Origin of the sequence: Chlamydia serpentis (assembly GCF_900239945.1) — a bacterium.
Taxonomy (GTDB): domain Bacteria; phylum Chlamydiota; class Chlamydiia; order Chlamydiales; family Chlamydiaceae; genus Chlamydia; species Chlamydia serpentis.
The window spans coordinates 652,527-677,500 of the sequence record NZ_LT993738.1; the positions used below are offsets into that span (position 1 = coordinate 652,527).

Below are 24,974 nucleotides of genomic sequence, written 5' to 3' on the forward strand. Positions count from 1 at the left end.
CTCTTGTAAAAGCATCTTTGTGTTTATTATCCATGCGGATTCCGTTAGCTTTATTGCAAACATACTTTTCAGAACCTCTTTCTACAAAGGAAATTTTAAAAGCTTGTGATCATATCGGCATAGAAGCTGATATTGAGAAACGAACGATACACCCCTTTACTTCCGTAATCACAGCAAAAATTCTCCATACTGTTCCGCATCCGAATGCAGATAAACTGCGCATAGCCACTCTTACCGATGGAGAAAACGAGTATCAAATTGTCTGTGGAGCTCCAAACTGCCGATCGGGATTAACTGTACCTGTTGCCCTCCCCGGAGCCCAAGTACTTGATAGTCAGGGCAAGGCTTATACAATAAAAAAATCAAAACTGCGTGGTATAGAATCCCAAGGGATGTGTTGTGGAGCTGACGAGTTAGGTCTTTATGAATTACAAGTTCAGGAGCGAGCTCTCTTAGAACTTCCAGAAACAACTCCTTTAGGCGAAGATCTCTCAACTTTTCTAGGCAATACTTCTTTAGATATCTCTTTAACCCCAAATCTAGGTCATTGCGCGTCTCTGTTGGGATTAGCCCGAGAAATCTGTCATGTCACTCACGCAAGCCTTGTGATTCCTAATGAATTCTCTTTTGCAGATCTTCCTACAAGAACTATAGAAATAGGCAGCGATTCTGATCTTTGCCCATTATTTTGTTATGTCGTCATTTCCGGGATCTCTGCTAAGCCTTCACCAATGAAACTTCAAGGGTTCTTACAGGCTCTCAACCAAAAATCTATAAATGCTATTATAGATGTTACCAACTATATCATGCTGTCTTTAGGGCAACCCTTGCACGCTTATGATGCAACTCAGATAGCCCTAGATTCTCTAAGAGTAGAAAAAGTTGCAGACCCAGAATGCCTAACCCTACTTAACGGAGAGGCCCCCCTCCTACCTCAAGGAATTACCATTGTCCGTGATAACAATCACATTCTAGGTCTTGGAGGTGTTATGGGAGGAAAAGTATCCTCTTTTCAAGATAGTACCACTTCCATAGTTCTGGAAGCTGCGTATTTTCTTCCTGAAGCTATCCGAGCCTCTCAAAAACTTCTCCCGATCCAGTCGGAATCTGCTTATAGGTTTGCACGCGGTATAGATCCACAAAATGTCTTACCAGCACTACGAGCTGCGATTCACTATATTTTAGAAATCTTTCCAGAAGCTAAAATCTCCCCAGTCTATTGCTCAGGACAAATGGCTTATGTGCTTAAAGAGGTTCCCTTACGACCTATAACCTTACAAAGGATTCTAGGAAAAACCTTCTCAACCGAAGTAATCTCCCAGAAGTTACGAAACCTAGGCTTCTCTTTAACTATGCAAGAAAATATTGTGGTAGTCACAGTTCCTTCATATCGCCACGATATTCATGAAGAAGTTGATCTTGTAGAAGAAATTTGTAGAACAGAATCCTGGAAAATAGAGAACAAACATCCTGTATCTTCTTATACGCCAATTTACGCACTAAAGCGTGAGATTGCTAAGTTTTTAGCAGATGCAGGACTTCAAGAGTTCTTCACTTTAGATTTATTGGATCCTGAAACAGCAGCTTTAAGAAGAGGAGAAAAAGAGGAAATTGTTCTTCCTGTTTCGAAACATGGAACAGTTTTAAGATCTTCATTACTTCCAGGGCTACTAAAAAGTGCCGCTATCAACTTAAATCGTCAAGCTCCTTATGTCCAAGCTTTTGAAGTTGGCACTGTATACACAAAAAATGGAATGCAATATCAAGAAACTCAAACTTTGGGGATTCTCTTAACAGAGAATGGAGAATCACTATCGTGGATGCCTCAAACTCGAGCCCTATCTTTTTATTCTTTAAAAGGTTGGGTAGAAAGAATTCTTTATCATCTAGGTTTATCAATAGATACTTTTAATCTAGATCCCAGTGACTTCTCTAATTTTCATCCTTACCAACAAGGGGTTCTGAAAAAGCAGAAACAACTCTTTAGTACTTTAGGCATGGTACACCCTGAGTTAACAAAAAAGGCTCAAATTAAATATCCTGTGTTTTTTGCGGAGCTAAACCTGGATCTTCTATGTAAAATAGTGAAAAAAACAACCAAACACTATAAACCTTATGCGATTTACCCCTCATCTTTTAGGGATATTACTCTGACAGTACCTGAAGACCTACCTGCGGATACACTAAAAAGAAAACTTTTAAATGAAGGATCTAAATGGCTTGAAAGTGTAACCATTATCAGTATATATCAAGATAAAAGCTTGGGCACAGGGAATAAAAATGTTTCTCTTAGACTTCTATTTCAAGATTATGAGCGAACATTATCTAACCAAGACATCGAAGAAGAATATTGTCGTTTGGTAGCTTTACTTAACGAATTGCTAACTGACACTCAAGGAACTATCAATTCATGAAACAACTACTTTTCTGTGTTTGCGTACTTGCAATATCATTTTCTGCTTATGGGGCACCACGACGCCAAGATCCTTTTGTTATGAAGGAAACTTTCCGCAATAATTACGGCATTATTGTTTCAGGTCAAGAATGGGTAAAGCGTGGTTCTGATGGCACAATCACTAAGGTTCTCAAAAATGGAGCTACCCTTCATGAAGTCTATTCTGGGGGGCTTCTCCATGGAGAAATTACTCTAACATTTCCTCATACTACAGCCTTTGATCTTATCCAGATCTATGATCAAGGTAGATTAGTTTCTCAAAAAACTTTTTTTATCAATGGCCTGCCTTGTCAAGAGGAATTATTCAATGAAGATGGAACCTACGTTCTGACTCGATGGCCTGAAAATAATGACTCTAATACAATTACAACTCCCTATTTTATAGAAACAACATATCAAGGCCGTATTGTTGAAGGGCGGTACTCTTCATTCAATGGGAAATACTCATCATCAATCTCCAATGGAGAAGGTATACGTTCTGTTTTTTCTTCCAACAACATTCTCCTATCTGAAGAAACCTTCAATGAAGGCGTTATGGTAAAACGCACGACCTTCTATCCAAATCGGGATCCTGAAACAATTACCCACTATCAAAATGGCCAACCTCATGGTGTACGACTGACTTACCTACAAGGAGGCATTCCCAATACCATTGAAGAATGGCGTTATGGTTTTCAAGACGGAATTACGATAGTATTTAAAAATGGCTGTAAGGCATCTGAAATTTCTTATGTTAAAGGAGCTAAAGAAGGTTTAGAATTACGCTATAATGAACAGGAGATTGTTGCTGAAGAAGTTTCTTGGCTTAATGATTTCTTACACGGAGAACGAAAAATCTATGCTGGAGGAGTGCAAAAGCAAGAATGGTATTACCGTGGGAGATCTGTATCTAAAGCTAAATTCGAACGGCTAAATGCTGCAGGATAGTTTGCTTTAATGGCCGAAAATATTCTTATTCCTAAGCTCATGAAGCATTCTTTATCTCAAGCGTGTTCTGATGGTTTACTGATTGCTAAGTATCCTCCCCTTCAAGTCATAGTCCACTTTGATAACAATGCAGTGGTAAAAACACATCTTTCAGTAGCGCCTGTGTTTTCGTGCCTCTTCTTAGGGGCTGCAGCACATACAGCTATGCAGGAAATTGTCTTATGGTGCTCACGATATGCTAACAGGGAGCATCCTCCTTTTTCATCGCATTTCGCAAACAATGTTATTCCAGAAAAATATCTGAAAATCCTGAACTGCGTTGCAGAGATCCCCTTTGGGGCACAACAAACCTATGCGGAGATTGCTAGGAAAGCCAATACACATCCTAGGACTGTAGGAGCTGCATGCAAGCAAAATCCTTTTTTACTCTTCTTCCCCTGTCATAGAGTTGTAGGAAGTAACGGGGAGCGCAATTATATTTTAGGATCTCGACTTCATAATATACTTCTAAAGTTCGAAAAAAATAACTATCCCATCACATAAAGAGATCGGTTCAAGAGTCCTGTAACCTAGGATCTAAAGCATCTCGAACACCATCACCTATTAAAGCTATCGCGATCAGCAACATTGTTAATATAAATGCTGGAGGCCAAAGAACAGCACTTTCTGCAGGAAATCCCGTGACACCTTCTCTCATAAGATTCCCCCAAGAAGCAGAGCTCTCCTCTCCCAATCCCAAAAAGGTCAGACCCGCTTCACAGCTAATCATTGCCATCATAGCAAAGGGAACTAAAGAAATGACAGGAACAATAGCATTAGGAAGAATCTGGTGTACCATAATGTAATAATGACTGTACCCCAGGTTTGTCGCAGCAAGAACATATCCTTGATCTCGTTGTTTTAATACCTCAATTCGAACATACCGACTAAATCCTGTCCATCCGAAAGATCCTAGCAATACGGTGTTCAAGATCAAGGATTTCTTTTGTGTTATTGAAATTACTAACATCAAGATAAATAGAATAGGCATTGTCTCCCAAATTTCAGTAAAACGAGATAAGATCATATCTATAGTTCCACCAAAATATCCTGAAACCAACCCAATCATTATTCCAATAGCTAGGGCTATAGCGATCCCAATCCCCCCGACGACCAAAGCAATCCGAATTCCAAATATCAAAGCGGAAAGTAAATCTTTCCGAGTAACTCGTGTAAGTTGCCACCAGGGAACATACTTGTTCATTTCACGAGATCCTCCAGCATCGTCTTCCCAATGGAAACTACTGAAGAGGGGGCTAATTAAAATACGAACATCTTCGGATTCTTTTTCGATCCATACACGTTTATCTTGAATAAAGTGTATAGCACTCCGCAGCTTTGCATAATCTTCAAGTACCTGACGAGTTTCCATCAAAGATTTTTTATAAGGTTCTGCCTTTTTCATTATGTCAGCATAGGCGATGGAAAGATCTTCAGGCTGTCCCCAGTTATTGTAATATGCTAGGTTTAATTCGTGTTCTATCCTTATGAGAGCCATTAAAAAAGGCCTATAACCGTCAGTAGCATGATTCCAAGCTTGCTGCGCTATCTCATAAGAATGCTGCATCTTATCTATTCTTTGTTGCAATCTTTTAAGACAGATTTCCTCGTTTTTTATTTCTAAGTAGCGCAACGTCGGCATTCGGGATTGTTTTTTATCTTCAAAAGCTGCCTGGTATTTCTGTAAAGAAGAATTCTGTTTCTTACGATACTTTGCCTTAATCAAAATTCCTAACTGCTCGTATGGACTCATATAGCGCCGTTCCATCTCCCAACTACGAGTATCCTTAGGTAGAAGCATCAACATTTCAGAGTTTACTTTGCTAATATTTTCTCGAATTTTTTCAGCACGCATCTTTTTCAAGTGCTCGGCTGCTGCTGGATCTTGGACTTTCCCATTATAGGCCCAAGCGAAAATACCACATTGAATAACGATACAGACCCCTAGTAACCAACGACGTAACCATCCTCTTGCAAACTTAGAAGAAAGTACAAACAAAGGGAACGTCAACATCAACACATTAAAAAAGAGATCCACAGGCTTAGTATAATACCCTGGAAACAACAAATACCTAAGTAATGGGAAGAAGACTTCTCCATGCCAAGTTACAAGTAAGGGTTTACTACTTGCAAATAAAGGAGCATAGATTCCAACTACAGCAACAATAATAAAAAATTTCCAAGACAACGAAGCTAATAAATTTTTATGATAGGCAGCCAAAAAGCGTTGGTAAAAAGAAGGATGCTCCTGCATTTATAGTCTCCTTCCTTCTAACTGAACACGAGGATCTAACAATACATAGCAAATATCCCCGAGAAGATATCCTACTAGAGACAGTGTTGACCCCACAAGCACAGAAAATAAAACCACGTTATGATCACGATTTAGAATTGCTTGATAGAAAAAATTTCCAAATCCATCTATATCAAACAAGGTTTCCACTACTAAGGCTCCGCCTAGTAATGTCCCCAATGAAGAAGCTAAAGAGGTTACTATAGATACTGCAGCATTTTTGCCTACATGCTTATATAAAATATCTATCCATCTCACTCCCCGAGCCTTAGCAGCACAAATGAAATCCTGGCCTAATACCTCTAGAAATATGGACCGGCTGAGTCGCGACTGGGCAGCAAGAGCTCCGTAACTAACAGCACAGAAAGGCAAAAACCCATGTGACAATAAATCAAAAAGGCGGCCTAAAGTGCTGAGCTCATTGAAAACCTCAGGTGGAGAATGTAGCCCTGAGTAAGGCATAGGAGCTGAAGTAAATGGGATCGTTTTATTGATAACAAAGTTATCTAAAATCCAGGGAACTGCAACAAATACGGGGATGGAGAATAAAATAAGAAAAATAAAATTTAAGGAGTGATCTATCCAGTGGTTTCTTTTTAAGGCCATAATCATGCCAAAGAATTGGCATAAAACAAAACCAACAATCATAGGTAAAATTGACAATACCAAAGAACAACGTAAACGCTTGATGACTTCCGAAATTACAGTCTTATGTGAGTCATTTCGTAATGTTCCGAAGTCTAATCGTAAGACTCGTGACATATAGCGAAAAAAGCGGGTTTCACAGAAAAAAATCTTGCATGCCTGTTTAGAGTTATAACAAAAAACCTTTGTTCCCCCATGGTCTTGAAACCAAGATTTTAGAGCTTCAACTTTGGCATTGATATCTTCTTCACTAAGTTGTTTTAGTAAAAAAGCATTACTCTCTGCTATCTCTTTATTTTTTGCTCTCTCCTCAAGGCTAAGATTAGGGCCAACAATCCCTTGGAGCACTCCACCACGAATAAATAAATCTGCAGCAAGATGACGATACTTAGAATCTCGGGAAGTATCATCAGCTTCAAATAGCAGCACAGGCATGATAAACTTCGCGCAATCTCCCCAATATACCCAGGACTTAGAAACATTTGCAACTCCAGTAATTTTATTATTGGCGTAATTGAAAAAGTCTTCAAGCCCTGCCCGAACTTTTTTATGAGGGATCTTAGGGCGAGTATTAAAAAAAATAGGAAGTGTTAATCCATAATGTTCTCGAAACTGCAAATAACGATCTGGGCCCTTATACGAACGGATTTTATCAGATTTCCCAGCTTCACCTAAAGAGTCTATAGCTTTTTCTTCCAAGACATCTCCAGGCGCAGCGTTTAGTATTAAAAAATTTATAGAGACAATAGCAAATAAAGTCAGGGGGATTAAAATTAAACGTTTTAGGATGTACTTAAGCATTGATCCTCCTTCTTCTCTAGCCATACCATCTGTACATTGACAGTCTCATCCTGAGCTTCGGGAATTAAATCTGTTCTATGTAGAGGAACAAAGACATTTTTTACATAGTCCTTATAGAGTAGGGAGCTATGTCTGGAGAATAAGAAAGCATATGGAGCTTCTTCATGAATAATTTCATGAAAACGATGATAAAGTCGATTGCGCTCTTGTGCATCGTATTCATAACTCAATTTGTCTATGATTTTATCAACTTCTTCATGGTGGAAGCCCACGACATTTGCAGACCCTTTTTCCATAGCTCCTTCAGAATGCCATAAAGCTCGAGGATCTTCAGGAGGCGAGCCCAAACACCATCCCATTAAAAGAGCATCGAAATTTTTTTCATCAAAAGCCTGTGAAAGATCAGCCATATCCAGGCCTAAGAGACTGCATTCTATTCCGATTTCTTTGCAGGAAGTAGCTACATAATCGGCAATAGTTCTCGCAGTTAAACTCTTTACATAGTAACACAAACGAAAACGGAAAGGGATAATCACCCCGTCAATAATTTTTTCTCGAATTCCATCACCATCGGTATCTATCCATCCTTCTTCCTCTAAGAGACGAGCAGCTTCTTCTGGAGAGTAATGCCATCCCTCAATCTGCTTATTGTAAGAAGGAGAATTATAAGCAAAGGGCCCACTTATAGTATAGCCTTGGCCATCCAAGCACTGCTCTATGATTCTTTCTCTATCAATTGCCATGTTCATAGCACAACGCACTTGCTGACTTTGAAAAAACAATGAATAACAATTCCACCCGATGTAGGTATAAGCTCGATCTGAAGAGACTACTTCACGAATTGCACCCCCTTTAGCCACTTGCTTATTATACGCTGGGCTTTTCATAAAACTATAGAAGTTGTCTCTTTGGTTTGGAGGAAGATAGGAAATATCTATTTTCCCAGTCTTAAAATCTTGGAATAAAGAGTCTGAGCTTTCTTTAAAGTAAGTGTAACGCGCTTCTAACAAAGCTGCATGAGGATCATAAAAATCAGGATTTCGAGAAAAAATAATTTTTTCATCATCCATACCACCAAAGTAATAGGCACCACAACTCACAATATAATTGTTTGCCCAGTGTATAGCAAAGTTTTGCGCCCAAATAGAATTTGTACGATAATTGTCGCTGTTATTTTCATCTTCAATAATTTTTTCTCCGTTAGCAAAATACTGATAGACAAATCTAGGCAAAGGCTTAAGGCTTAAGGTATTAAAAAATGCAGAGTAAAGTACTTTACGTTCTTCTTCTCCTTCTTCATTAATTACTGTATGTGCTTTCCACCTGACCACTAGCTTTGAGTCATTTTCTACTGATACCGAAACAATATCTTCATAATAAGAGCGCAGAGCAACTGCTCTCATTGTAGCTACATAGGGATTCATAACCGCATCATAGAAAAATTTGATGTCATGAGCTGTTACAGGATGAGGGCGTAAAAACATTTCATCTAATTGAACATGCTTTGGAAAGAGCTTAGGATCTATAGGACGCCAAAAAACATTGGGACGCAAATAGATATGAAACTCCTTATCGCCAGAACCATCTCCAACAAGATGTTCTTCTATTTTTAATGCAAGATCAGGAGAAAACGTTTCATACTTTCCTACATGGGGAGAGGCTAAATCAGGAACACAAAGATCATAGAAACCGACTATATAGTCAAATCCATTAAAAGGACTGAGATTTTCAGGTTTTCCAACATGAGCAGTGCGTAGAATACCATGAGGATTAAAATTTCTTCCCAAAAGCTCAGGAAGAGTTTGTTGCTTATAAGGATCAGTAGAGAGTAAATTAGGATAACTTGGGTCTCCAAGTAGTATGGTTAAAGCCTCATCTCGGACAGTACTGGGAGAAAGTGTAGGACTAGAAACGGAAGGTAGGGCCTGTGATGACTGCTGTTTAACTACACGTGAAATTTCACGAATATCTTCCTGTATGTCTTTTACATTACCTTTTATTGACTTAATATCTCTTTCAAGTAGGTCTGAGGACCAGTACAACAAAATTAAAGAAACAACAACCACTCCTTTTAAAATTTTGTCTAGCATGCATCCTTTATCCATGAGACCATTCCCTCCACTTTTAGAGGCAATAACTCTCAGGGATTCCTCCCTGGTAACCTGGTCCACAAGACCATAGATTCTGCGTAATATTAAAATCTCTCGAAATCCTGTCTGAAAAGTGCTGATTATCGAGATTACATGATCTTGTTTCTTCTTTTAACAAAGAGGGAAACATGATTTGTTGATACTTAGATAGCAATATGACGAGCTCCCTCTGTGCTGATCTGTATTGTTGTAATTGGAAATTACGTAGCTGCAAGCTTAAAAAATAGCTTGTTAGCATTTTTTGACATCTTCTAGCTTGGCACAAACTGTATTGAAAAGATTTTTTAATCTTCATGTAACCATGTTATGCTTTGAGCTATGAATGGGTCAAGAAATTTTAAAAGAGAAAAATAGTAAAAAATGAAAATGTTTTTAGAAATTATTTGTCAGTAGATAGCACGAAAATAACCTCCAAAACCTTAATAAACTAGCTGTTATAGAACCGAAAAACTCTTACAACTCATTTTAGATAGAAAAGACAAACAGGGTTATAGGACCCCTTGTTTGTCTTTGGCAAACCAAACTTATTGTTGAGAAGATTCTTCTTCGCCGTTTCCACTGGTTTCAGAGTCATGATCTTGAGACTCATTTTCTTCACGGTTTGAGTCGTCTTCAGAATGGCTCTCATCTTGAGGAGTGCCACAGAAGTCGAAACCGAAAGCTGAGCCTGCAGAAGGAAGCACCAGAGCTAAAAGAAGGGCTAACATTAATTTTTTCATTTTTATTCTCCTTATTTAAAATACGACAGCTCAAACCTGAGATTGGCCAAAAAACTAGTAACCTATGACAAAATAAAGGCTGACGTAAAGGTTTCCAGGTACTATATGAAAAAAGAAAAATAATCTGCAAATAAAAAGTATACTAATAAGCAGGGAGGATTATTACTCATGTTGTCGAGGAAATAAGTAAATACCGTAGAGTAAAAGTATAATTCCTAATACTAATAAACCTATAGCCAATGGAACTGGCAAAAATCCAATCACCAAACACCCCTCGATAAACACCTGGGCAAGAGGATTAGCAGTAAATATAATGCTCACCGCAGCAGAAGCACACAGAGCAATAAGTAGTCCTAAAATTGCTATAGCACTAGCAATTTCATAACGACAACGTATAGAAAAATCAGCTCGCCACGAGACTTTGATTCTGTTTCCTAGGCTGTCTTGACTTAGGGGAGTATAATTAAATGCTATTTCACTCATCGAATTAATGTTACCCTTGTTCGATATTCTAGAAAATGAGTAAAAAATTAGTACTTATATTCAATCCCATAAAATTTAATAAGTTTTTGAGATTTTTTATAATCTCTTTTTTTTATCTCTTCGTATATTCTTAGGCCTTTAGCATTCATTCCCTGTTGAAAATAAAGAATGCCTAATTTAGACATAGTCTCTACATCATTAGGTTTGAGTTTTAAGACAATTTCATATTCTTGTATTTCTTCCTTAGGCATTTGCAAGTCATGGTAACTATAAGCTAACTGTGCGTGAACCCAAGCATTTCCTGGAGCATATTCATTTAAAATTTGAAACTCCTCAATTGCTCTTCGCGCTGTTGCAAAAAATTTTTCTTGAATTTCGTCACTATACCTACCCGAAGGAATCCAATAATTGGCATCAAATTCAGGATATTTCCTTGGATCAGCATAGAGGCCAGAAAGAGCTACATAAGCGTCAGCTAAAGATACATGCGCACTAAGATCTACTGGGATAGTTTGAACAACTTTAATATACGCCTCAATCGCTTTCTGAAGTAAGCACTCACGAAAAAGAAAGTAGTCTTTCCAAAAGCAAAAACAGCTAAATTTCCTAACCAAATCATGTTTAGGAAGTAACCTGAATATACTAGAAAGAAGAGAATACTCTTGATTTTGAAGATGTATAGATAACTTAGTGGCTGCTGCTGCCAAATGCGACTGCTCCTCCACAATATTTTGCGAGCGCTTACTCAGTGTAAGAGTAGCTTGCAGATATTCTGATGCGAGATCTTCAAAAAAATCCAGCTTCCCTGAAAGAAGATAGAGGCGTGTAACAAGACAAACAAACAAGGTAAGAAAAAAACAGGCAAGGCAAAATGCTGGAATGATTGTTTTTCCTGAAAACAAGAAGAAGTAAAGAAAGCAGCTAAGCTCAAGAGCCATGAAAAAACAGGCGCCCCAAACAAATGTTATCTGCTTAATTAAGTACTTACGTAAACGAGCACTTATTTTCTTACACAAATCTTCTAAACTCGCCTGAAAACCAAAAGGTTTCATGAATCCTGAGTCCTACTTTGTTAAAGCTAATGGAAAATTATGAGATTAATTGTTTTAATGCAATGTTTCACCACCTTAATTTTCACGAAAGAACTATTAATAATGACAACTCCTGCCTATGTACTAGCGAACTTTGGAGGTCCCCGCCATGCCGAGGATCTTCAAGATTTTCTTATTTCCCTACTTACCGATAGAGATGTTACAGGAACTTTTCTGCCTAAATTTCTACATAAACATTTGTTTACTTTTATTGCTAAAAAGCGAGTTTCCAAAGTCCTTTCTCAATACCAAGCATTAAAAAATTGGTCTCCCATTTATTCTGAAACGGAAAATCTTGCCAAGAGACTCTCTGACCATTTTCAAACTCCTGTTATTCCATTTCACCGTTATTTACCTAGCACTCATCAAAAGACACTTGACACTATACGCTCTTTAAATACGCACCCTATTATAGGAATACCTTTATTTCCTCATTTTACCTATTCTGTTACCGGAAGCATCGTGCGCTTTTTCATCAAGGAATTGCCAACAACCTCTATTTCCTGGATTCCTCAATTTGGAAGTGATCCTAAATTCGTTTCTATCGTTATCTCCCATATTCAAGATTTTCTTCAGAAGTTAGAAATCGTAGAGAAAGAGTGCTGCTTTTTATTTTCTGTACATGGCCTTCCTTTACGCTATATCTCTCGCGGAGATCCCTATAACAAACAATGTCTTGAATCATTTTCAGCAATTACTACCCACCTGAAGGAAGCTGAGAGTTTTCTCTGCTTTCAATCTAAATTTGGTCCTGGGAAATGGCTCTCTCCATCAACTGCTGAGTTATGTCGAAATGTACGGACCAAGAAGCCTTATATCGTTGTGGTGCCTTTTGGCTTTATTTCAGATCACTTAGAAACTCTATACGAAATAGAACAAGATTACCTACCTATACTACGTTCTCGAGGATATCAGGCATTACGTATCCCTGCAATTTACAACTCTCCCCTTTGGATTTCTACTCTGGCAAGTATCATGCAGAACGATAAAGTAGATGCTCAGAAACTAATAAAAATCGGAAAAAAACAAAATTATGAGTTTTAAAAGTATTTAAGGAAGATGGTATTGCTGTTTTATAGCTATATATTTCCCCGAACGTTTGGTCTTTAAAAGTCCTGCGTTAAATCCTTCGAGCAAATCGCCTCTCGTCCCTTTTAATACTACAAGGCGGAGACCATCTACATTTAAAGGTTCAGAAATAATTTTTAACCTTCCCTTATAAGCAGTTTCTATTAATGCGGTAACTTCAATCACAGGAGCTAGAAGGGCATCGTAACAATTGGATGTCAAAGCCTCTAACGCTATAGGAACATGTTGATATAAGCTAATTACCGCCTCAGGTATATTTTGAGCTACAAGAACAGAAGAGTCAAATTTATAAACTCCAATAAGACGCCCTTTAAGATCATCGATGGAGCGGTAGGGAGAATCTTTAGCTACGACAAGAACAGGACCTGTTAACAAAATAGGATCGGAAAACTGGTAATATTCTAACATTTCAAGAGTGGGCAATACAGATGTAAATGCTCCTTCAGTCTTTTGCTCATCTAAATTCTCAAAAAGATGTACCCAGTCTTGATTGACAATATTAATATTCAGATTCTCTTTATAGTTAATTTCAGTAACAAGATCATTTAAAAACGCATTAATATCCGATGTATAAATACCAAATTGTTTTGGGAACCAAGTAGCATCACGGCCTACCATAATTTCCCTTTTCTCTCGAGAGCAACTGAAAAACAGTAAACCTACAGCTAACAAACATACCAATAAATTTAGCTTCCAAGAAAATTTTATTTTCATGTTGAGCTGCGCCTCTCTTTTCTGTCTCTTTTTGCATCATATTCTAGATAAGAAATTTTTATCCAGCGCACTATAAATCCTAAGTTTAAAGAAAAATTAGGAAGATATGTATTTAAGAAATTGCAAAGATATAAACGAGTTACAGCACTAAAAATCAATAAAATAGATTAAGAAGACTCGCTATTCAAACTTTGCTAATTATTGGAAATTCTTTTTTAAAATATACTCGGATAGATATGTTTTCCCAAGTTTTCTTCTTCGCCTGAGAATCAAATTTTCACAAAGTATCACTTCATTTGACGCATTTTCTAAAACAATAATCCCATGAAAATTAAGAAGTTTACCAAAAACAATGTCCTCTAGAAGAGTTTGCACATAGTCGCTAGGAAAGTCATAGGGAGGATCTATATAAATCAGGTCAAAGGATTTATGCTGTTTAGCAAGCCTTTGGATTGCCGAACTAGCGTCCTGCTTCAAGATCATGATAGGAAGTTCTGGTCCAATTAAAGCAGCGTTTGTATGTATCAAGCGTACGGCTTTGAAAGAGATATCTACAAAAATCACATGTATAGCTCCCCGACTTAAAGCTTCAAAACCTACCGACCCCATACCAGCAAAGAGATCTAAAAAAGAGGCGCCTTTAATATCCGAACTACAGATGTTGAAAAAAGATTCTTTCACTAAACCTGAAGTAGGTCGGATATCAGGGTTAGAAAATGTCTTCAAAGACTTACCCTTATACTTACCTGCTAAAATCCTCACAGCACCTCCTGAGGAGTGAAATCTACGTAGTCAGCAGCTACCAATAAGTAGTTAATTCCTCGGATATTACCAAATCCATTTATAGGTCGTTGCACGCTATGAAGATGGCCAAATAAGCATAAAGAAATTCTCCCATCAGTTTCTAATAGCTCTGAGATAGGCCCTGGAGTCCCATCACTACTGATTGGAGGATAGTGCGTCATTACAATCACTTGTGCAACCTCTTTAGGGAGAGCAGCCAGAGCCCTTTTTAAACGCCCGACTTCTCGAAGAAAAATCTTTTCGTCTTGCTCTGTATAAGGTTTTTCTTCAATAAAGGGAGTAAGTAAACAATGGTTCTTCACACATATTGTAGGACTATCCCAAAGTCTTACTCCCACAACAGCAAGATTTGGTGCCACAAGGGCAAAGCCTTGAGCTAAGTAATAGAGAGATGGGGGGAGTGCTTTTACAATTTTACTTGTTGAAGCAGAGCTCCAATAATCATGATTCCCACGAATCATATATTTAGTTCCTGGAAGATCTCCAAGAAACGCAAAATCTTTACCAGCTTCTGACAAATTCATAGCCCAAGAAATATCTCCAGCCAAAAGAACTAAATCCTCAGGAGTGACAAGAGCTTCCCATCGATTACGAATTTTTTCATGATATCCTATCCAGGGTTCTCCAAAAATTTCCATAGTTTTTTGGGGAACTCCTAAGGCAAGGTGTAGATCTGCCAGGCCATAAATATTCATTTCAAGGGATCCAGTTAATTAACAAGACTGCTTAGTGTAATTTAGGGCCTCGAATTATAAAAAGCAAATGTCTCTAAACTTGAGATCATTACTTTAAAACACTCCTGCTAATCTACGATTGATACCTAGAAAATATAGTTATCTGGAATATGGGTCCCTTGAGGAATAATAATAATATTATCTCTTACAAAAAGCTTCTTATCAGGGGAATCGTACTCAGTATATCCCATAAGATTTTGTAGTCTAACACCATTCCCAATACGACAATTTTCGTCTATAATAGCTTTATAAATCTCGCAATCTTTCCCTATCCCTAAAGAAGGTTGCGTTGATGACGAAGATCCATACCTTGCATTTCCCATAATTATAGATTGATCCACTATGGAGTTCTCCCCAATCTTACTACGAATACCTAAGACACTGTGAGATACATGACTAGTATCAATGACACATCCTTCACACAGTAAGGAACTCGAGATTTTAGAATCAGTAATAATCGCTCCAGGAAGATGGTGATTTTTACTGTAAATCATTCCCTTATCGTCATAACAATTGAGACCTCTTCTGGTTGCTTGAGGTTTTTGAGTCAATGCTATATTTGCTTCATAATAAGACTCTATCGTTCCAATATCGGTCCAATACCCATCATAAAGCCAAGTCTGAACTTCTCCCCGTTTCATCTGGGCTTGAATGAGGTGCTTGCCAAAATCGTTGCCGGCTTCCTCTGTAAGCAAAGAAAACAAACTTTCCTTACGGAATAAATAAATACCCATCGATCCAAGAAAGTCTCCTAAATCTTCTGTTAATTTATGAGCACGGCGATCTTGAGGCGTGAGACGAAAACGATTTAAGATTGCCTTTTCTTGTGGTTTTTCATAGAAATCAGTAAGTTTTCCTTTAGAGTCAATACTTAGAACTCCCATCCTAAGAGCATCTTTTTCTGGAATAGGTTGAGCCACAAGAACCATGTCTACATTTGTTCTTACTGCTGTATCTACAATTAACCTAAAGTCCATATTATAGAGCTGATCTCCTGACAAGATTAGAAAGTATTCGACTTCTGTATCTTCAAAATAAAGAAGATTCTTTCGAATAGCGTCTGCGGTACCTTGATACCAAACCTGATCATCCTGACGTCCTTCAGGAGCAAGAAGATGGATCTGATCTTGTAAAACCCCATGATAGAAATATGTTTTAAATAAATGTTGTTGGAGAGTGTAGGTAAGGTACTGGCCTATAACAAAAATTTTTGAAAATCCCGCACTAATTGCATGAGATATCGGAATATCGATAAGCTTGTACCGCCCTCCAAAAGACACGGTAGGCTTACAGCGGCAGTTAGTTAAAGGCGACAGCCTTTTACCCTCTCCCCCACATAAAACAATTACCCCAACTTTATCTCGATAAAAATGAGAATCTTCAAAATTTGAAGTAGCACCCTGAAAATCGTTTTCTATCATTTGTATTCGCCTGTTCTAATTTAATTTTAAATTAGAAACAAATAAAAAGGCCAACACAACAAAACAAATTAATTTTTTAAAAAATAAATTGTTTTTAATAAATGTCTTCTAAAAATTAATTTTCAAAACCTAGATTTTCAGCAACCTTATTTGCTAAGTTCAAGTCACTATTGCTTAACTTCCCATAGGTGATCAAAGCCTCAACCAAGGTAGGGATAGTAAATACTGAACTAACCTTTATTCCCTGTGCACCAAGCAGCTGCGTTTCATTTTCCCTACGATCTAAGAATACCAAAGCTTCACGAACGATAAGACCACTTTCTTCCAGGGCAACTGCGGTCTCTAGTATAGACTTTCCGGAAGAGACAATATCATTAATGACTAAACAAGTTTGTCCTGGAGTAAACAAACCCTCCACTTTGATAGCATGAGTGCTGTCTGTACCCTGTAATTCTTTCCTACGCAATACCATAGGAATATTATATTTTAGTGAGATACAGGTTGCTAAGGTTAAAGCAGTATAAGGAACTCCACAAAGTAAGCTACTATTAAATGAAGGGCGCAAGCGCCAAATCAACGTTGCTACCGTCTGAAGAACTTCTGGTGAAGAGATTACGAGACGCATATCTACATAAATAGGCGTTTCCTCTCCACTAGCCAAAATATGTTTTTCGAATTTTATTGCTCCAATTTGGTATAGAATTGCTATAGCATTAGCACGTAGTTTAGCATCTTCGTAATTTACCATTTTCTAGTGCCTCCGACCTTTTTGACAAACTACAAAAAGCTCACTTATAAGGAAAACATGCTGATACGCTTATTTCTCGGTATTTCACTTCCAAAAAGCTTTCCCTTATATCTGGAGCCTCCTCTAGTTCTTACAACATTTCAAGGAACTCAGTTCGTGGGAACTTATAGTGAGGCTGGAGATCCTCTGTATATCGAAAACTTAGACCTAAGCTACCACTATACTCAGGAACTACTTTATAAAGCAGTCCCATGTAATTATAAACCTATATATAGAGAAATGCCCTTAATAATTTTCCCAGAAGTACTTATAGGCGGTCCACTATTAGCAGGGAAGCGCCCTTAAAGTATAGGCACTAAAGAATTTATTCTTTGAGTGATAGTAAAAATTCAGCGTTACTATTTGTTTTCTTTAATCTTCCTAATAAAAGATGCATAGCATCAATAGCTGTAAGATCTGCTATAGCCTGACGGAAGAGATAGACTCTTTCTAATTCGCTAGGATGATAAAGAAGTTCTTCTTTTCTAGTTCCACTCTTAATTAAATCAATCGCAGGGTATGTTCTTCGATCAGATAGGCGACGATCTAAGACTAATTCCATATTTCCAGTGCCTTTGAACTCCTCAAAGATTACCTCATCCATTCTAGAACCAGTATCAATTAAAGCAGTCGCTAAAATTGTTAAAGATCCTCCACCTTCAATATTCCTTGCAGCACCAAAGAAACGTTTAGGTTTATGCAGCGCACTTGCGTCCACACCCCCAGTAAGAATTTTTCCAGAATGTGGTTGGACTGTGTTGTATGCACGAGCTAATCGTGTTATAGAATCAAGTAAAATGACCACATCATTGCCATGTTCTACTAAACGACGAGCCTTCTCTATGACCATCTCGGCAACTTGAATATGCCTTTCAGGTTGTTCATCAAATGTCGAAGCAACAACCTCTCCACGTACTTGACGAATCATATCAGTGACTTCTTCTGGTCTTTCGTCAATTAACAAAACAATAAGAACAATATCAGGGTTATTTACAGCAATAGCATGTGCTATACTTTGAAGAATCACAGTTTTCCCTGACCTTGGTGGCGCTACAATTAAGCCGCGCTGTCCTTTCCCAATTGGTGCAGTAAGATCCAGCACTCTCTCTGCAAAATGATCTTTCCCCATTTCCATAACAATTCTTTCATTAGGATATAGTGGGGTTAAATTTTCAAAAAGCACCCGCTCTTTAGCTTTATCTGGAGTAGATCCGTTGATCTTATCTACTTTCAATAAGGCAAAGTACTTCTCCTTCTCTTTAGGCGAACGTATGGTGCCAATAATTGTATCACCCTTTTTCAAATCAAATCTGCGAATTTGGGCTGGGGAAACATAAATATCCTCAGCTGAAGGTAAATAATTATATGTTGGGGACCTTAAAAAACCAAATCCATCGGGAAGAACTTCTAATACCCCTTCACCTATGAGTAATTCGTCTGCTCTCTCTGACTTAGATTTAACAATCTCAAATACTACTTGTGACTTGGTTAGAGATGCTATATTTTTTACACCGTATTGGCGAGCCAATATATTAAGCTCCTCAATTCCCATTCTTTGCAGTTTAGCAATTTTTGTAACTGTGACAGACTCGGCCTCTTCAGACTCACTGGCAACTACAGCACATTCTCCTGAGCAAGATTTCTCTTGCATAGAAACATATGCATGTTTTTTCGTCTCTTTCACCTTCGGCAAGATTTCTGAAGAACGCTCTTCTTTCATAATGCTCCCTTTAAAGCGTAAAAATATTCTTCAATTTTTTGATGTAATTCTTCTTTAGTACCGTTGTTCTCAATAACAACATTGTCTTGTGTTAGTTTCTCTTCAACATTTAAAAAACGGGAGCACCTATGATAAAAATCTTCAGAGGAATACCCAGTTTTTTCAATGAATCGTTTTCGTCGAACATCTTCATCTGCGACAATAAGAATCACAACATCAAACCACTTTGCATAGTGTATCTCGTACAATAGCGGCACCTCTGCAACAAATAAAGGATAATCGCCATATTGAATACTTTGATGATACTGCTCCTCAATAATCCGACAAACTTCTGGATGTAGAATGGCCTCTAAACCTTGCAATAAAGCAGCATTGTAAAAAACTTTGGCTGCTATGGCTTGGGAATCAAACGCCTCACCAACGACAACGTCTGATCCTAAAAGATCTATAACACGGCGACCTATGCGCGTATGAGGAATAAGGAAACTATGCGAGATTTTATCAGCACTAACTACATAGGCTCCCAATTCCTGAAAAACTTGGCAAGCTTCGGTCTTCCCAGAAGAGAGATCCCCTGTAATGGAAACTTTTAGTAATTTTAACATTCTGCCCAATTTTTTCCAATTAAGATATTCACAGCAATAGGGACAGATAACGTCATAGCTGATTCCATCTTTTCTTTTACCAATAGCTGCATAATTTCCATTTCTTCTTGAGGCACCTCAAATAATAATTCATCATGTATTTGCAGCAACAAACGACTCTTCATTTTTTCTCGTTCCATTATTTGGGAAATGTTTATCATAGCAAGTTTTATTAATTCGGCAGCACTGCCTTGAATCCGAGTATTTACCGCAAAACGCCCTGAAGCAGCTCTTGAACCAGGAAATTCATTCCAATTATCTATAATTCTCTCTCGACCTAACATTGTGGTCACTCTTAAATCTTGAGCTGCTTGTTCTATAGTTTCTTCGACGAAGCGAGCAACTCCAGGATAACGAGAAAAATATGCTTGGATAAGTTCTTGGGCTTCCGCAATAGAGATTTTTAACACTTTTGCTAAACCAAAAGCCTGTTGTCCATAAACAATACCAAAATTTACTGTCTTTGCCTGTATTCGTTGTTGTTTTGAAACCTCTTCCAAAGGTGTACGAAACACTTGCGATGCAGTAAAAACATGAACATCTTCTCCTGATTCAAAAGCAATTTTTAATGATTCATCTTGGCTGAAATGCGCCAAAAATCTTAACTCAATTTGAGAATAATCAGCAGACAAAAAATAATTATTTTTTTGATTTACACGAAAAGCTTTTCTCAGCAACATTCCTCGATCTGATCTTATAGGAATATTTTGCAAATTAGGATCTCGACAAGCCAGCCTTCCTGTCACTGTTGCTATCTGATCAAAAGAAGGATGTATTCTTTGTGTTATGGGATTTACCTGCCTTGGTAGCGCTTTTACATATGTGGATAATAACTTTTCAATAGTTCGAAATGCTAAAATTTTTTCAATAATTTCGTGTTCACCACGTAAAGCCTCTAATATTTCTGCCCTCGTAGATTTTGCCTTATCTATAGGACGAAGCCCTAATTGATTATATAAAACATCTGACAACTGTTTTGGAGATTTTATATTAAATGGCTTTCCAGACAAATGGAAGATTTCTTCTGTAAGTGTGGCTAGCTCTATTTCTAGGATCTCTTCTAAAATTGCTAACTCTTCAATATCTACAGGCATTCCTGTTCTTTCCATAGAGAAAAGAATTTTCTCTAAAGGCATTTCAATTTCTCTTAAGATATGTGTTAATCCTTTATGGTTAACTTTTTCCAAAATAGATTCTCTTAATAGAGGGAGATAGCTAACAAGCTCGCCAAAATATTGTTCAGGCTGCTCTGGCAAACAACTTATAGGCAATCCTAAATTTCCCCATTCTTTAGCAAAGCGATGAGCGTCTTGTGTGAGCCCATGGTTTACTAATAAAGATTGCAGCGAAGTCTTACTCCCTCCATTGATTAGGTGCTCGGCTAAAGCTAGATCACAAGAAATTTCTCGAATTACAATGCCTACATTTCTAAGAGCATGACAATCTCGCTTTATATTATACCCATAAAAATCGAGATCTTCTCGCAAAAAGAAACTTTTTAATAAGTTAATAATCGGTGTGTTTTCATTCTCTAAACTAATAAAAAATGTGTTTGAGCCTTGAGCTAAAGCTAAACCCTGTGGTTGCAAAGAAGGAAGGTGCTTCCCTACATACGCTGCAGCAAAGGCTACACTTCCACTTCGAAATAGTTCTAAAATATTTGCCAAGCTCTCTATATCTTTAACTATCTCAACATCGACTTTAGAAAACGTTGTTTGTTTTGATGTTACAAGAGTTTTAAAGCCTTGTTGGATGTAAAAATGTATGAGCTCTTCTTGATTAATAATGCTTTGTGGGAAAGTCAAAGACTGTATTGGCAAAGGGATAGAGATATTACAATCTAAAAGGGCAAGCTTTTTACTAAGTTCTAAGGTCTCTCGCCGTTCACTAAGCATAGTTTGGCTTAATCCTTTAACCTCTTTTAAGTTTTCTAATAGTCCTTCAATGCTGCCGAATTGTTGTAAAAGTGTTGTAGCTCTTTTAGGCCCACAACCTGGAACTCCAGGAATATTATCAGAAGCATCTCCAACTAGAGCTAAGTAATCTGGGATATTATTGGGTGGTATACCGTAATGGTCTACGATTTGTTGAACCCCTATAACCCCTTGATCTTTCCAAGGATTCCAAACAACAATATGATGATCGACAAGCTGTAGTAAATCTTTGTCAGAGGTACATATACAAACTTCATAATCCTCAAGAATGGCTTGCTTAGCAACGCTTGCAATTACATCATCAGCCTCTACAGATTCCTTTTCTAAATAGGCTAACCCTATTAAAGAACAGTACTTTTTAACTAAGGCTATTTGTCCAGGAATGTCTTCAAATTTTTTTTTCCGATTACTTTTGTAGTCAGGATAGATTTCTTGACGGCTTTGTTTATTATTAGGGCCATCAAAGACTGCTACCATATATTCTGGGGAGAATTCTTTGATAAGTTTATTTACAGACCGAATAAATCCAAAAACTGCCTGTGTTCCTAGTCCTTCAGGATTTTTCATTTCTGGTAAAGCAAAATATGCACGAAAGATAAACCCCGAAGCATCTAATACAAACAGTTTTTTCATTATGTCTTCCCTTTACTTCAGAGCTCTTTATAATCCTAAGTAGGGAAGTGTGCATTCAGCATTATGAACTAAAGGTGTTAACTTGTGTTTCATCTCTCCCGTGATTAATGGGCTTGTAGCTGCAGTTATCGCCATCCGTTTCCACCAGCCATCAGCGGCGAGACCAATAACTCTATAGTTATCTTCGATTTTAGAAACAACAACGATATCTTGGAGTACTTGTTCTTTAGTAGCGCCCACCACATCAATGAATCCTTCTTGTTTAGCTTTCTCTGGAGAAAAAATACGTGCTCCGAGGATATTTACTAATTTTTCTTTAGTTATTAAGGGACGATTTTCTGTGACTATGTCTACAAATTGCCCATAAATAAAATTAATAATAGCTTGCTGTTCTTCTCGATCATGAGCAGTCCACGGTGTATAGGGATTCATTGGAGCTTTATCTTTTCCAGATGTAAGTAAGTCACTTTCAATTCCGTAGCGATTTAAACCTTCTTTTACATTGAAGAATGGTCCACAACGAACCCCTACAGAACCAATAAGCGATGAGGAGGTGGCATAAATTTTATTTCCAGCGCAGGATAGATAATATCCTCCAGAAGCACAGAGACCGTTCACATAAATATAAATAGGACATCCCGTACGTTCTTTCCAGAACCGAAGCATAGAATAGACTCTGTCTATTTCAAAAACTTCTCCTCCAGGGCAATCCATATCGATAACAATACCCTTTACACGGTTCTTAAGGGGGCCTTTATCAAAGCCTTCCAAAAAATTTTGAATAGTTTTTGCCGTATTTTTTGCAGATGAGATAGCGTCTTTTATTTCAATAACAGCAATAATAGGAGCCGTTTTTCCTAAATCCTTCATTGCACCTTGAGCATCTGGTAAATTAACAAAATGAGCATCTGCTGTACCTAAAGCGGAAGCAATGAGAGCAAATATAACAACGAAAGAAAGAACAACTCCGCAACACAATCCTAATACTGACAAAAAAGCTTTTGATATAAAGTGCCAGAACGTTTTCATAATATCCTATAAAGTCTAGTGTAAATTCCAAAAGGAATAAAATAAGGGATGAGAAGAAAAGCTTAAAGATGAAAATGTATATTTCGAAATTCCTAGCACGGATAAAACAAAATTTCTCTATAGATATAGAATAAACATGTTATGTGCTTTTAGAGAACAATCGCCTCTTCTTGTTCAACAGATTCGTGAACTTCACGCACTATAGGAGAAGAAGGGGAAATCGGTGTTTCGAGGGTTTCTACAGCATGAGCAGCCCTAGAGTAATATTCCTTCCCGATATAAGCAACAACTGCAATCCATATTATCATAATAATGAGCAGGACTAGGGCAATGACATTTAGACTTGCAGCAACAGAAGAGAAGATCACAAGTAGGCCCTGATAAATCAAAGATCCTCCCGATTTTCCGATTCTAGAAACAACACCATCAATAGCAGCTTTCCCATAGTTTTTATCGTCTGCAGAAAGCGGAATAAAGGCCATTTCTTTAGTTTGATCAAAAAAGGTAAATTTAGCTCCTCGAGACAATACATTCTGTACCCCTCCAGTCCATGCGGCAAGCGCAAGCGGAGTCATTCCAAGGAAACCCCCAAAAATAGAGATATCTCGCTTCGCAGCAAAAATAGCTCCAAAAAATATTAGTCCTGAAAACAACATGACTAATGGAGTGATTAAAGCACCTAGAGTCCAGCCCCATTTACGGATAAACTGACCTGTAAGAAGAACTGCTGCCAATACAGAAACTATACCTATCAATGTAGTAATTCTACTCATATATCCATTGAATTCTACATGGGAACTGTATATCTGACTAACCTGATCTTTCCAAACAACTTCAAATAGATGAATCACTAGGTTATAAGATAGAACGATGATAGCGAGCCCGAGCAAATATCGGGACTGAATAAGGTGTAAAAAGAGATTTTTAGCTTTTGGCTTAGATTTTTCTTTTCCTTTAATACTAGCAGGACTCTTTTCAGTAGAGGCTTGTTTAGAAGGAATAGTGGAGGTAGCAATGGTCAGGCGGTGAATACGCCTGTACAACCAAATCATAATCAAACCAGAACAGGTGATCAACATGGTCAGATTTAGCATCACTGAGTGCCAAGAATCACATGCAAACGAGTAAACAATAAATGTTTGTTTCCCCATCCAATACGAGATCTCCCCTGCGCATACCGATGAAAAATTCAATCCTGTGTTAATAAGGGCATAAAAACGGCCTGCTTCGGTAATTGTTGTAATTTGGTTGGCTAGTCCCCAAAACAACATGGAAAGAACTACCGAGCTCCATAATTCTGACATTACATAATAAATGCTATAGCTCCAGTAACGAATCATTACGACAAAACCACGAAGTCCCTTAGGCAATAGTTCCTGTAGTTTATTAGCTAGAGAATCGAGATGTAGAGCATCTCCAACTGGATAAATTATTGAGGCGAACAGGAAGAAAAAACCAAGAAACGTGATCATGAAGCAATAAAAAACGGTATCCCGAGGATACCGAGTAGCCAACCATCCGTAAATCATAGTAACAATAACGGCTCCCGGGACTATTCCCCAAACCTTAAGAAAGGGAATTACTTCTGCCCCAGCGTCGGACCCGACAATTACTAAGGTGTCTTTCATGTTTTTGAGCAGGCAATAGTTAAACCCGACAAAAAATGCTAATAAAAATAGAGGTATAAATTTCGAAAATTCTGATTTATAGATAGGACAAAGATATGCCCGCAGCCTTGAAAAGGGTTTCATTTCTGATGACTGCATAAACTCCTTCCCAACATTATGGCGCACAAAGACTTGTTGACATTTATTCTACACCTAAGAAATAGCATATGTTTGCAGTTCCTATAATACTGGTTG

At 37.8% G+C, this 24,974-nt stretch carries 20 protein-coding genes and 1 pseudogene; 5 read left to right on the top strand and 16 right to left on the bottom strand.

Features of this window, described 5'->3' with window-relative positions; translation table 11 throughout:
- Positions 1-32 precede the first annotated feature (32 nt).
- Genes pheT through C834KP_RS02770 form a run of 3 tightly spaced genes read left to right on the top strand, consistent with a single transcriptional unit; the run spans position 33 to position 3,925 of the window.
- Entirely contained in the window at positions 33-2,414 is a 2,382-nt protein-coding gene (gene pheT, locus C834KP_RS02760; RefSeq protein ID WP_108896662.1) for a phenylalanine--tRNA ligase subunit beta, read from the top strand.
- Positions 2,411-3,382: a toxin-antitoxin system YwqK family antitoxin gene (locus tag C834KP_RS02765; RefSeq protein ID WP_108896663.1), complete on the top strand. Its 972-nt coding sequence runs from the start codon at positions 2,411-2,413 to the stop codon at positions 3,380-3,382. The genes pheT and C834KP_RS02765 overlap by 4 nt, the downstream gene beginning before the upstream one ends.
- A gap of 9 nt (positions 3,383-3,391) precedes the next feature.
- Complete coding sequence (locus C834KP_RS02770; RefSeq protein ID WP_108896664.1) at positions 3,392-3,925, top strand: MGMT family protein; 534 nt, start codon at positions 3,392-3,394, stop codon at positions 3,923-3,925.
- A 10-nt stretch (positions 3,926-3,935) separates the two neighbouring features.
- Here the strand turns inward: C834KP_RS02770 and C834KP_RS02775 are convergent, their stop codons facing one another.
- The 6 genes from C834KP_RS02775 to C834KP_RS02805 all read right to left on the bottom strand — a co-directional run bounded on the left by C834KP_RS02775 (position 3,936) and on the right by C834KP_RS02805 (position 11,564).
- Positions 3,936-5,675 carry an ABC transporter permease gene (locus tag C834KP_RS02775; RefSeq protein WP_108896665.1) on the bottom strand — a complete coding sequence of 580 codons (1,740 nt, stop codon included), beginning with the start codon at positions 5,673-5,675 and terminating at the stop codon, positions 3,936-3,938.
- Positions 5,676-7,160 (bottom strand): ABC transporter permease, encoded by a 1,485-nt coding sequence (locus C834KP_RS02780; RefSeq protein WP_108896666.1) that lies wholly within the window; start codon positions 7,158-7,160, stop codon positions 5,676-5,678. It lies immediately after the preceding gene.
- The gene (locus tag C834KP_RS02785; protein ID WP_231911708.1) at positions 7,142-9,250 is read right to left on the bottom strand and encodes an ABC transporter substrate-binding protein; all 2,109 of its coding nucleotides are present in this window, start codon (positions 9,248-9,250) and stop codon (positions 7,142-7,144) included. The genes C834KP_RS02780 and C834KP_RS02785 overlap by 19 nt, the downstream gene beginning before the upstream one ends.
- Before the next feature lie 584 nt (positions 9,251-9,834).
- Positions 9,835-10,029, bottom strand: a complete 195-nt coding sequence (locus C834KP_RS02795; RefSeq protein WP_108896669.1) for a hypothetical protein — start codon at positions 10,027-10,029, stop codon at positions 9,835-9,837.
- Positions 10,030-10,191: 162 nt separating this feature from the next.
- Positions 10,192-10,512: a hypothetical protein gene (locus C834KP_RS02800; protein WP_108896670.1), complete on the bottom strand. Its 321-nt coding sequence runs from the start codon at positions 10,510-10,512 to the stop codon at positions 10,192-10,194.
- 47 nt (positions 10,513-10,559) lie between these two features.
- On the bottom strand, positions 10,560-11,564 hold the full coding sequence (locus C834KP_RS02805) for a tetratricopeptide repeat protein (protein WP_108896671.1): 1,005 nt from the start codon (positions 11,562-11,564) through the stop codon (positions 10,560-10,562).
- A gap of 102 nt (positions 11,565-11,666) precedes the next feature.
- Between C834KP_RS02805 and hemH the strand changes: the two genes are divergently transcribed.
- Positions 11,667-12,647: a ferrochelatase gene (hemH, locus tag C834KP_RS02810; protein ID WP_108896672.1), complete on the top strand. Its 981-nt coding sequence runs from the start codon at positions 11,667-11,669 to the stop codon at positions 12,645-12,647.
- Positions 12,648-12,653: 6 nt separating this feature from the next.
- Here hemH and C834KP_RS02815 read toward each other — a convergent pair whose 3' ends face one another.
- The 5 genes from C834KP_RS02815 to C834KP_RS02835 form a co-directional block, all read right to left on the bottom strand.
- Complete coding sequence (locus tag C834KP_RS02815) at positions 12,654-13,406, bottom strand: transporter substrate-binding domain-containing protein (protein WP_108896673.1); 753 nt, start codon at positions 13,404-13,406, stop codon at positions 12,654-12,656.
- 198 nt (positions 13,407-13,604) lie between these two features.
- Entirely contained in the window at positions 13,605-14,168 is a 564-nt protein-coding gene (gene rsmD, locus C834KP_RS02820; RefSeq protein ID WP_108896674.1) for a 16S rRNA (guanine(966)-N(2))-methyltransferase RsmD, read from the bottom strand.
- Positions 14,165-14,905 carry a metallophosphoesterase gene (locus C834KP_RS02825; protein WP_108896675.1) on the bottom strand — a complete coding sequence of 247 codons (741 nt, stop codon included), beginning with the start codon at positions 14,903-14,905 and terminating at the stop codon, positions 14,165-14,167. The genes rsmD and C834KP_RS02825 overlap by 4 nt, the downstream gene beginning before the upstream one ends.
- Before the next feature lie 125 nt (positions 14,906-15,030).
- Positions 15,031-16,365, bottom strand: a complete 1,335-nt coding sequence (gene glgC / locus C834KP_RS02830) for a glucose-1-phosphate adenylyltransferase (protein ID WP_108896676.1) — start codon at positions 16,363-16,365, stop codon at positions 15,031-15,033.
- A 115-nt stretch (positions 16,366-16,480) separates the two neighbouring features.
- Positions 16,481-17,113 carry an orotate phosphoribosyltransferase gene (locus C834KP_RS02835; protein ID WP_108896677.1) on the bottom strand — a complete coding sequence of 211 codons (633 nt, stop codon included), beginning with the start codon at positions 17,111-17,113 and terminating at the stop codon, positions 16,481-16,483.
- 57 nt (positions 17,114-17,170) lie between these two features.
- Here C834KP_RS02835 and C834KP_RS02840 point away from each other — a divergent pair, with 57 nt between their 5' ends.
- On the top strand, positions 17,171-17,458 hold the full coding sequence (locus C834KP_RS02840) for a hypothetical protein (protein ID WP_108896678.1): 288 nt from the start codon (positions 17,171-17,173) through the stop codon (positions 17,456-17,458).
- Positions 17,459-17,477: 19 nt separating this feature from the next.
- Here the strand turns inward: C834KP_RS02840 and rho are convergent, their stop codons facing one another.
- The 5 genes and pseudogenes from rho to npt2 form a co-directional block, all read right to left on the bottom strand.
- The gene (gene rho, locus C834KP_RS02845) at positions 17,478-18,704 is read right to left on the bottom strand and encodes a transcription termination factor Rho (RefSeq protein ID WP_420808683.1); all 1,227 of its coding nucleotides are present in this window, start codon (positions 18,702-18,704) and stop codon (positions 17,478-17,480) included.
- A gap of 164 nt (positions 18,705-18,868) precedes the next feature.
- Complete coding sequence (gene coaE / locus C834KP_RS02850) at positions 18,869-19,477, bottom strand: dephospho-CoA kinase (RefSeq protein ID WP_108896680.1); 609 nt, start codon at positions 19,475-19,477, stop codon at positions 18,869-18,871.
- A complete protein-coding gene (polA, locus tag C834KP_RS02855) occupies positions 19,471-22,083 on the bottom strand; it encodes a DNA polymerase I (RefSeq protein ID WP_108896681.1) in 2,613 nt (870 codons plus the stop codon). Before polA ends, coaE begins: the two co-directional genes overlap by 7 nt.
- A gap of 27 nt (positions 22,084-22,110) precedes the next feature.
- Positions 22,111-23,112, bottom strand: coding sequence for a S49 family peptidase (locus C834KP_RS02860; protein ID WP_108896682.1), 1,002 nt, complete (start codon positions 23,110-23,112; stop codon positions 22,111-22,113).
- Between the two features lie 254 nt (positions 23,113-23,366).
- Positions 23,367-24,878 (bottom strand): annotated as a pseudogene (npt2, locus tag C834KP_RS02865) (NTP/H+ exchange transporter Npt2); the annotation flags it as partial.
- Positions 24,879-24,974 lie beyond the last annotated feature (96 nt).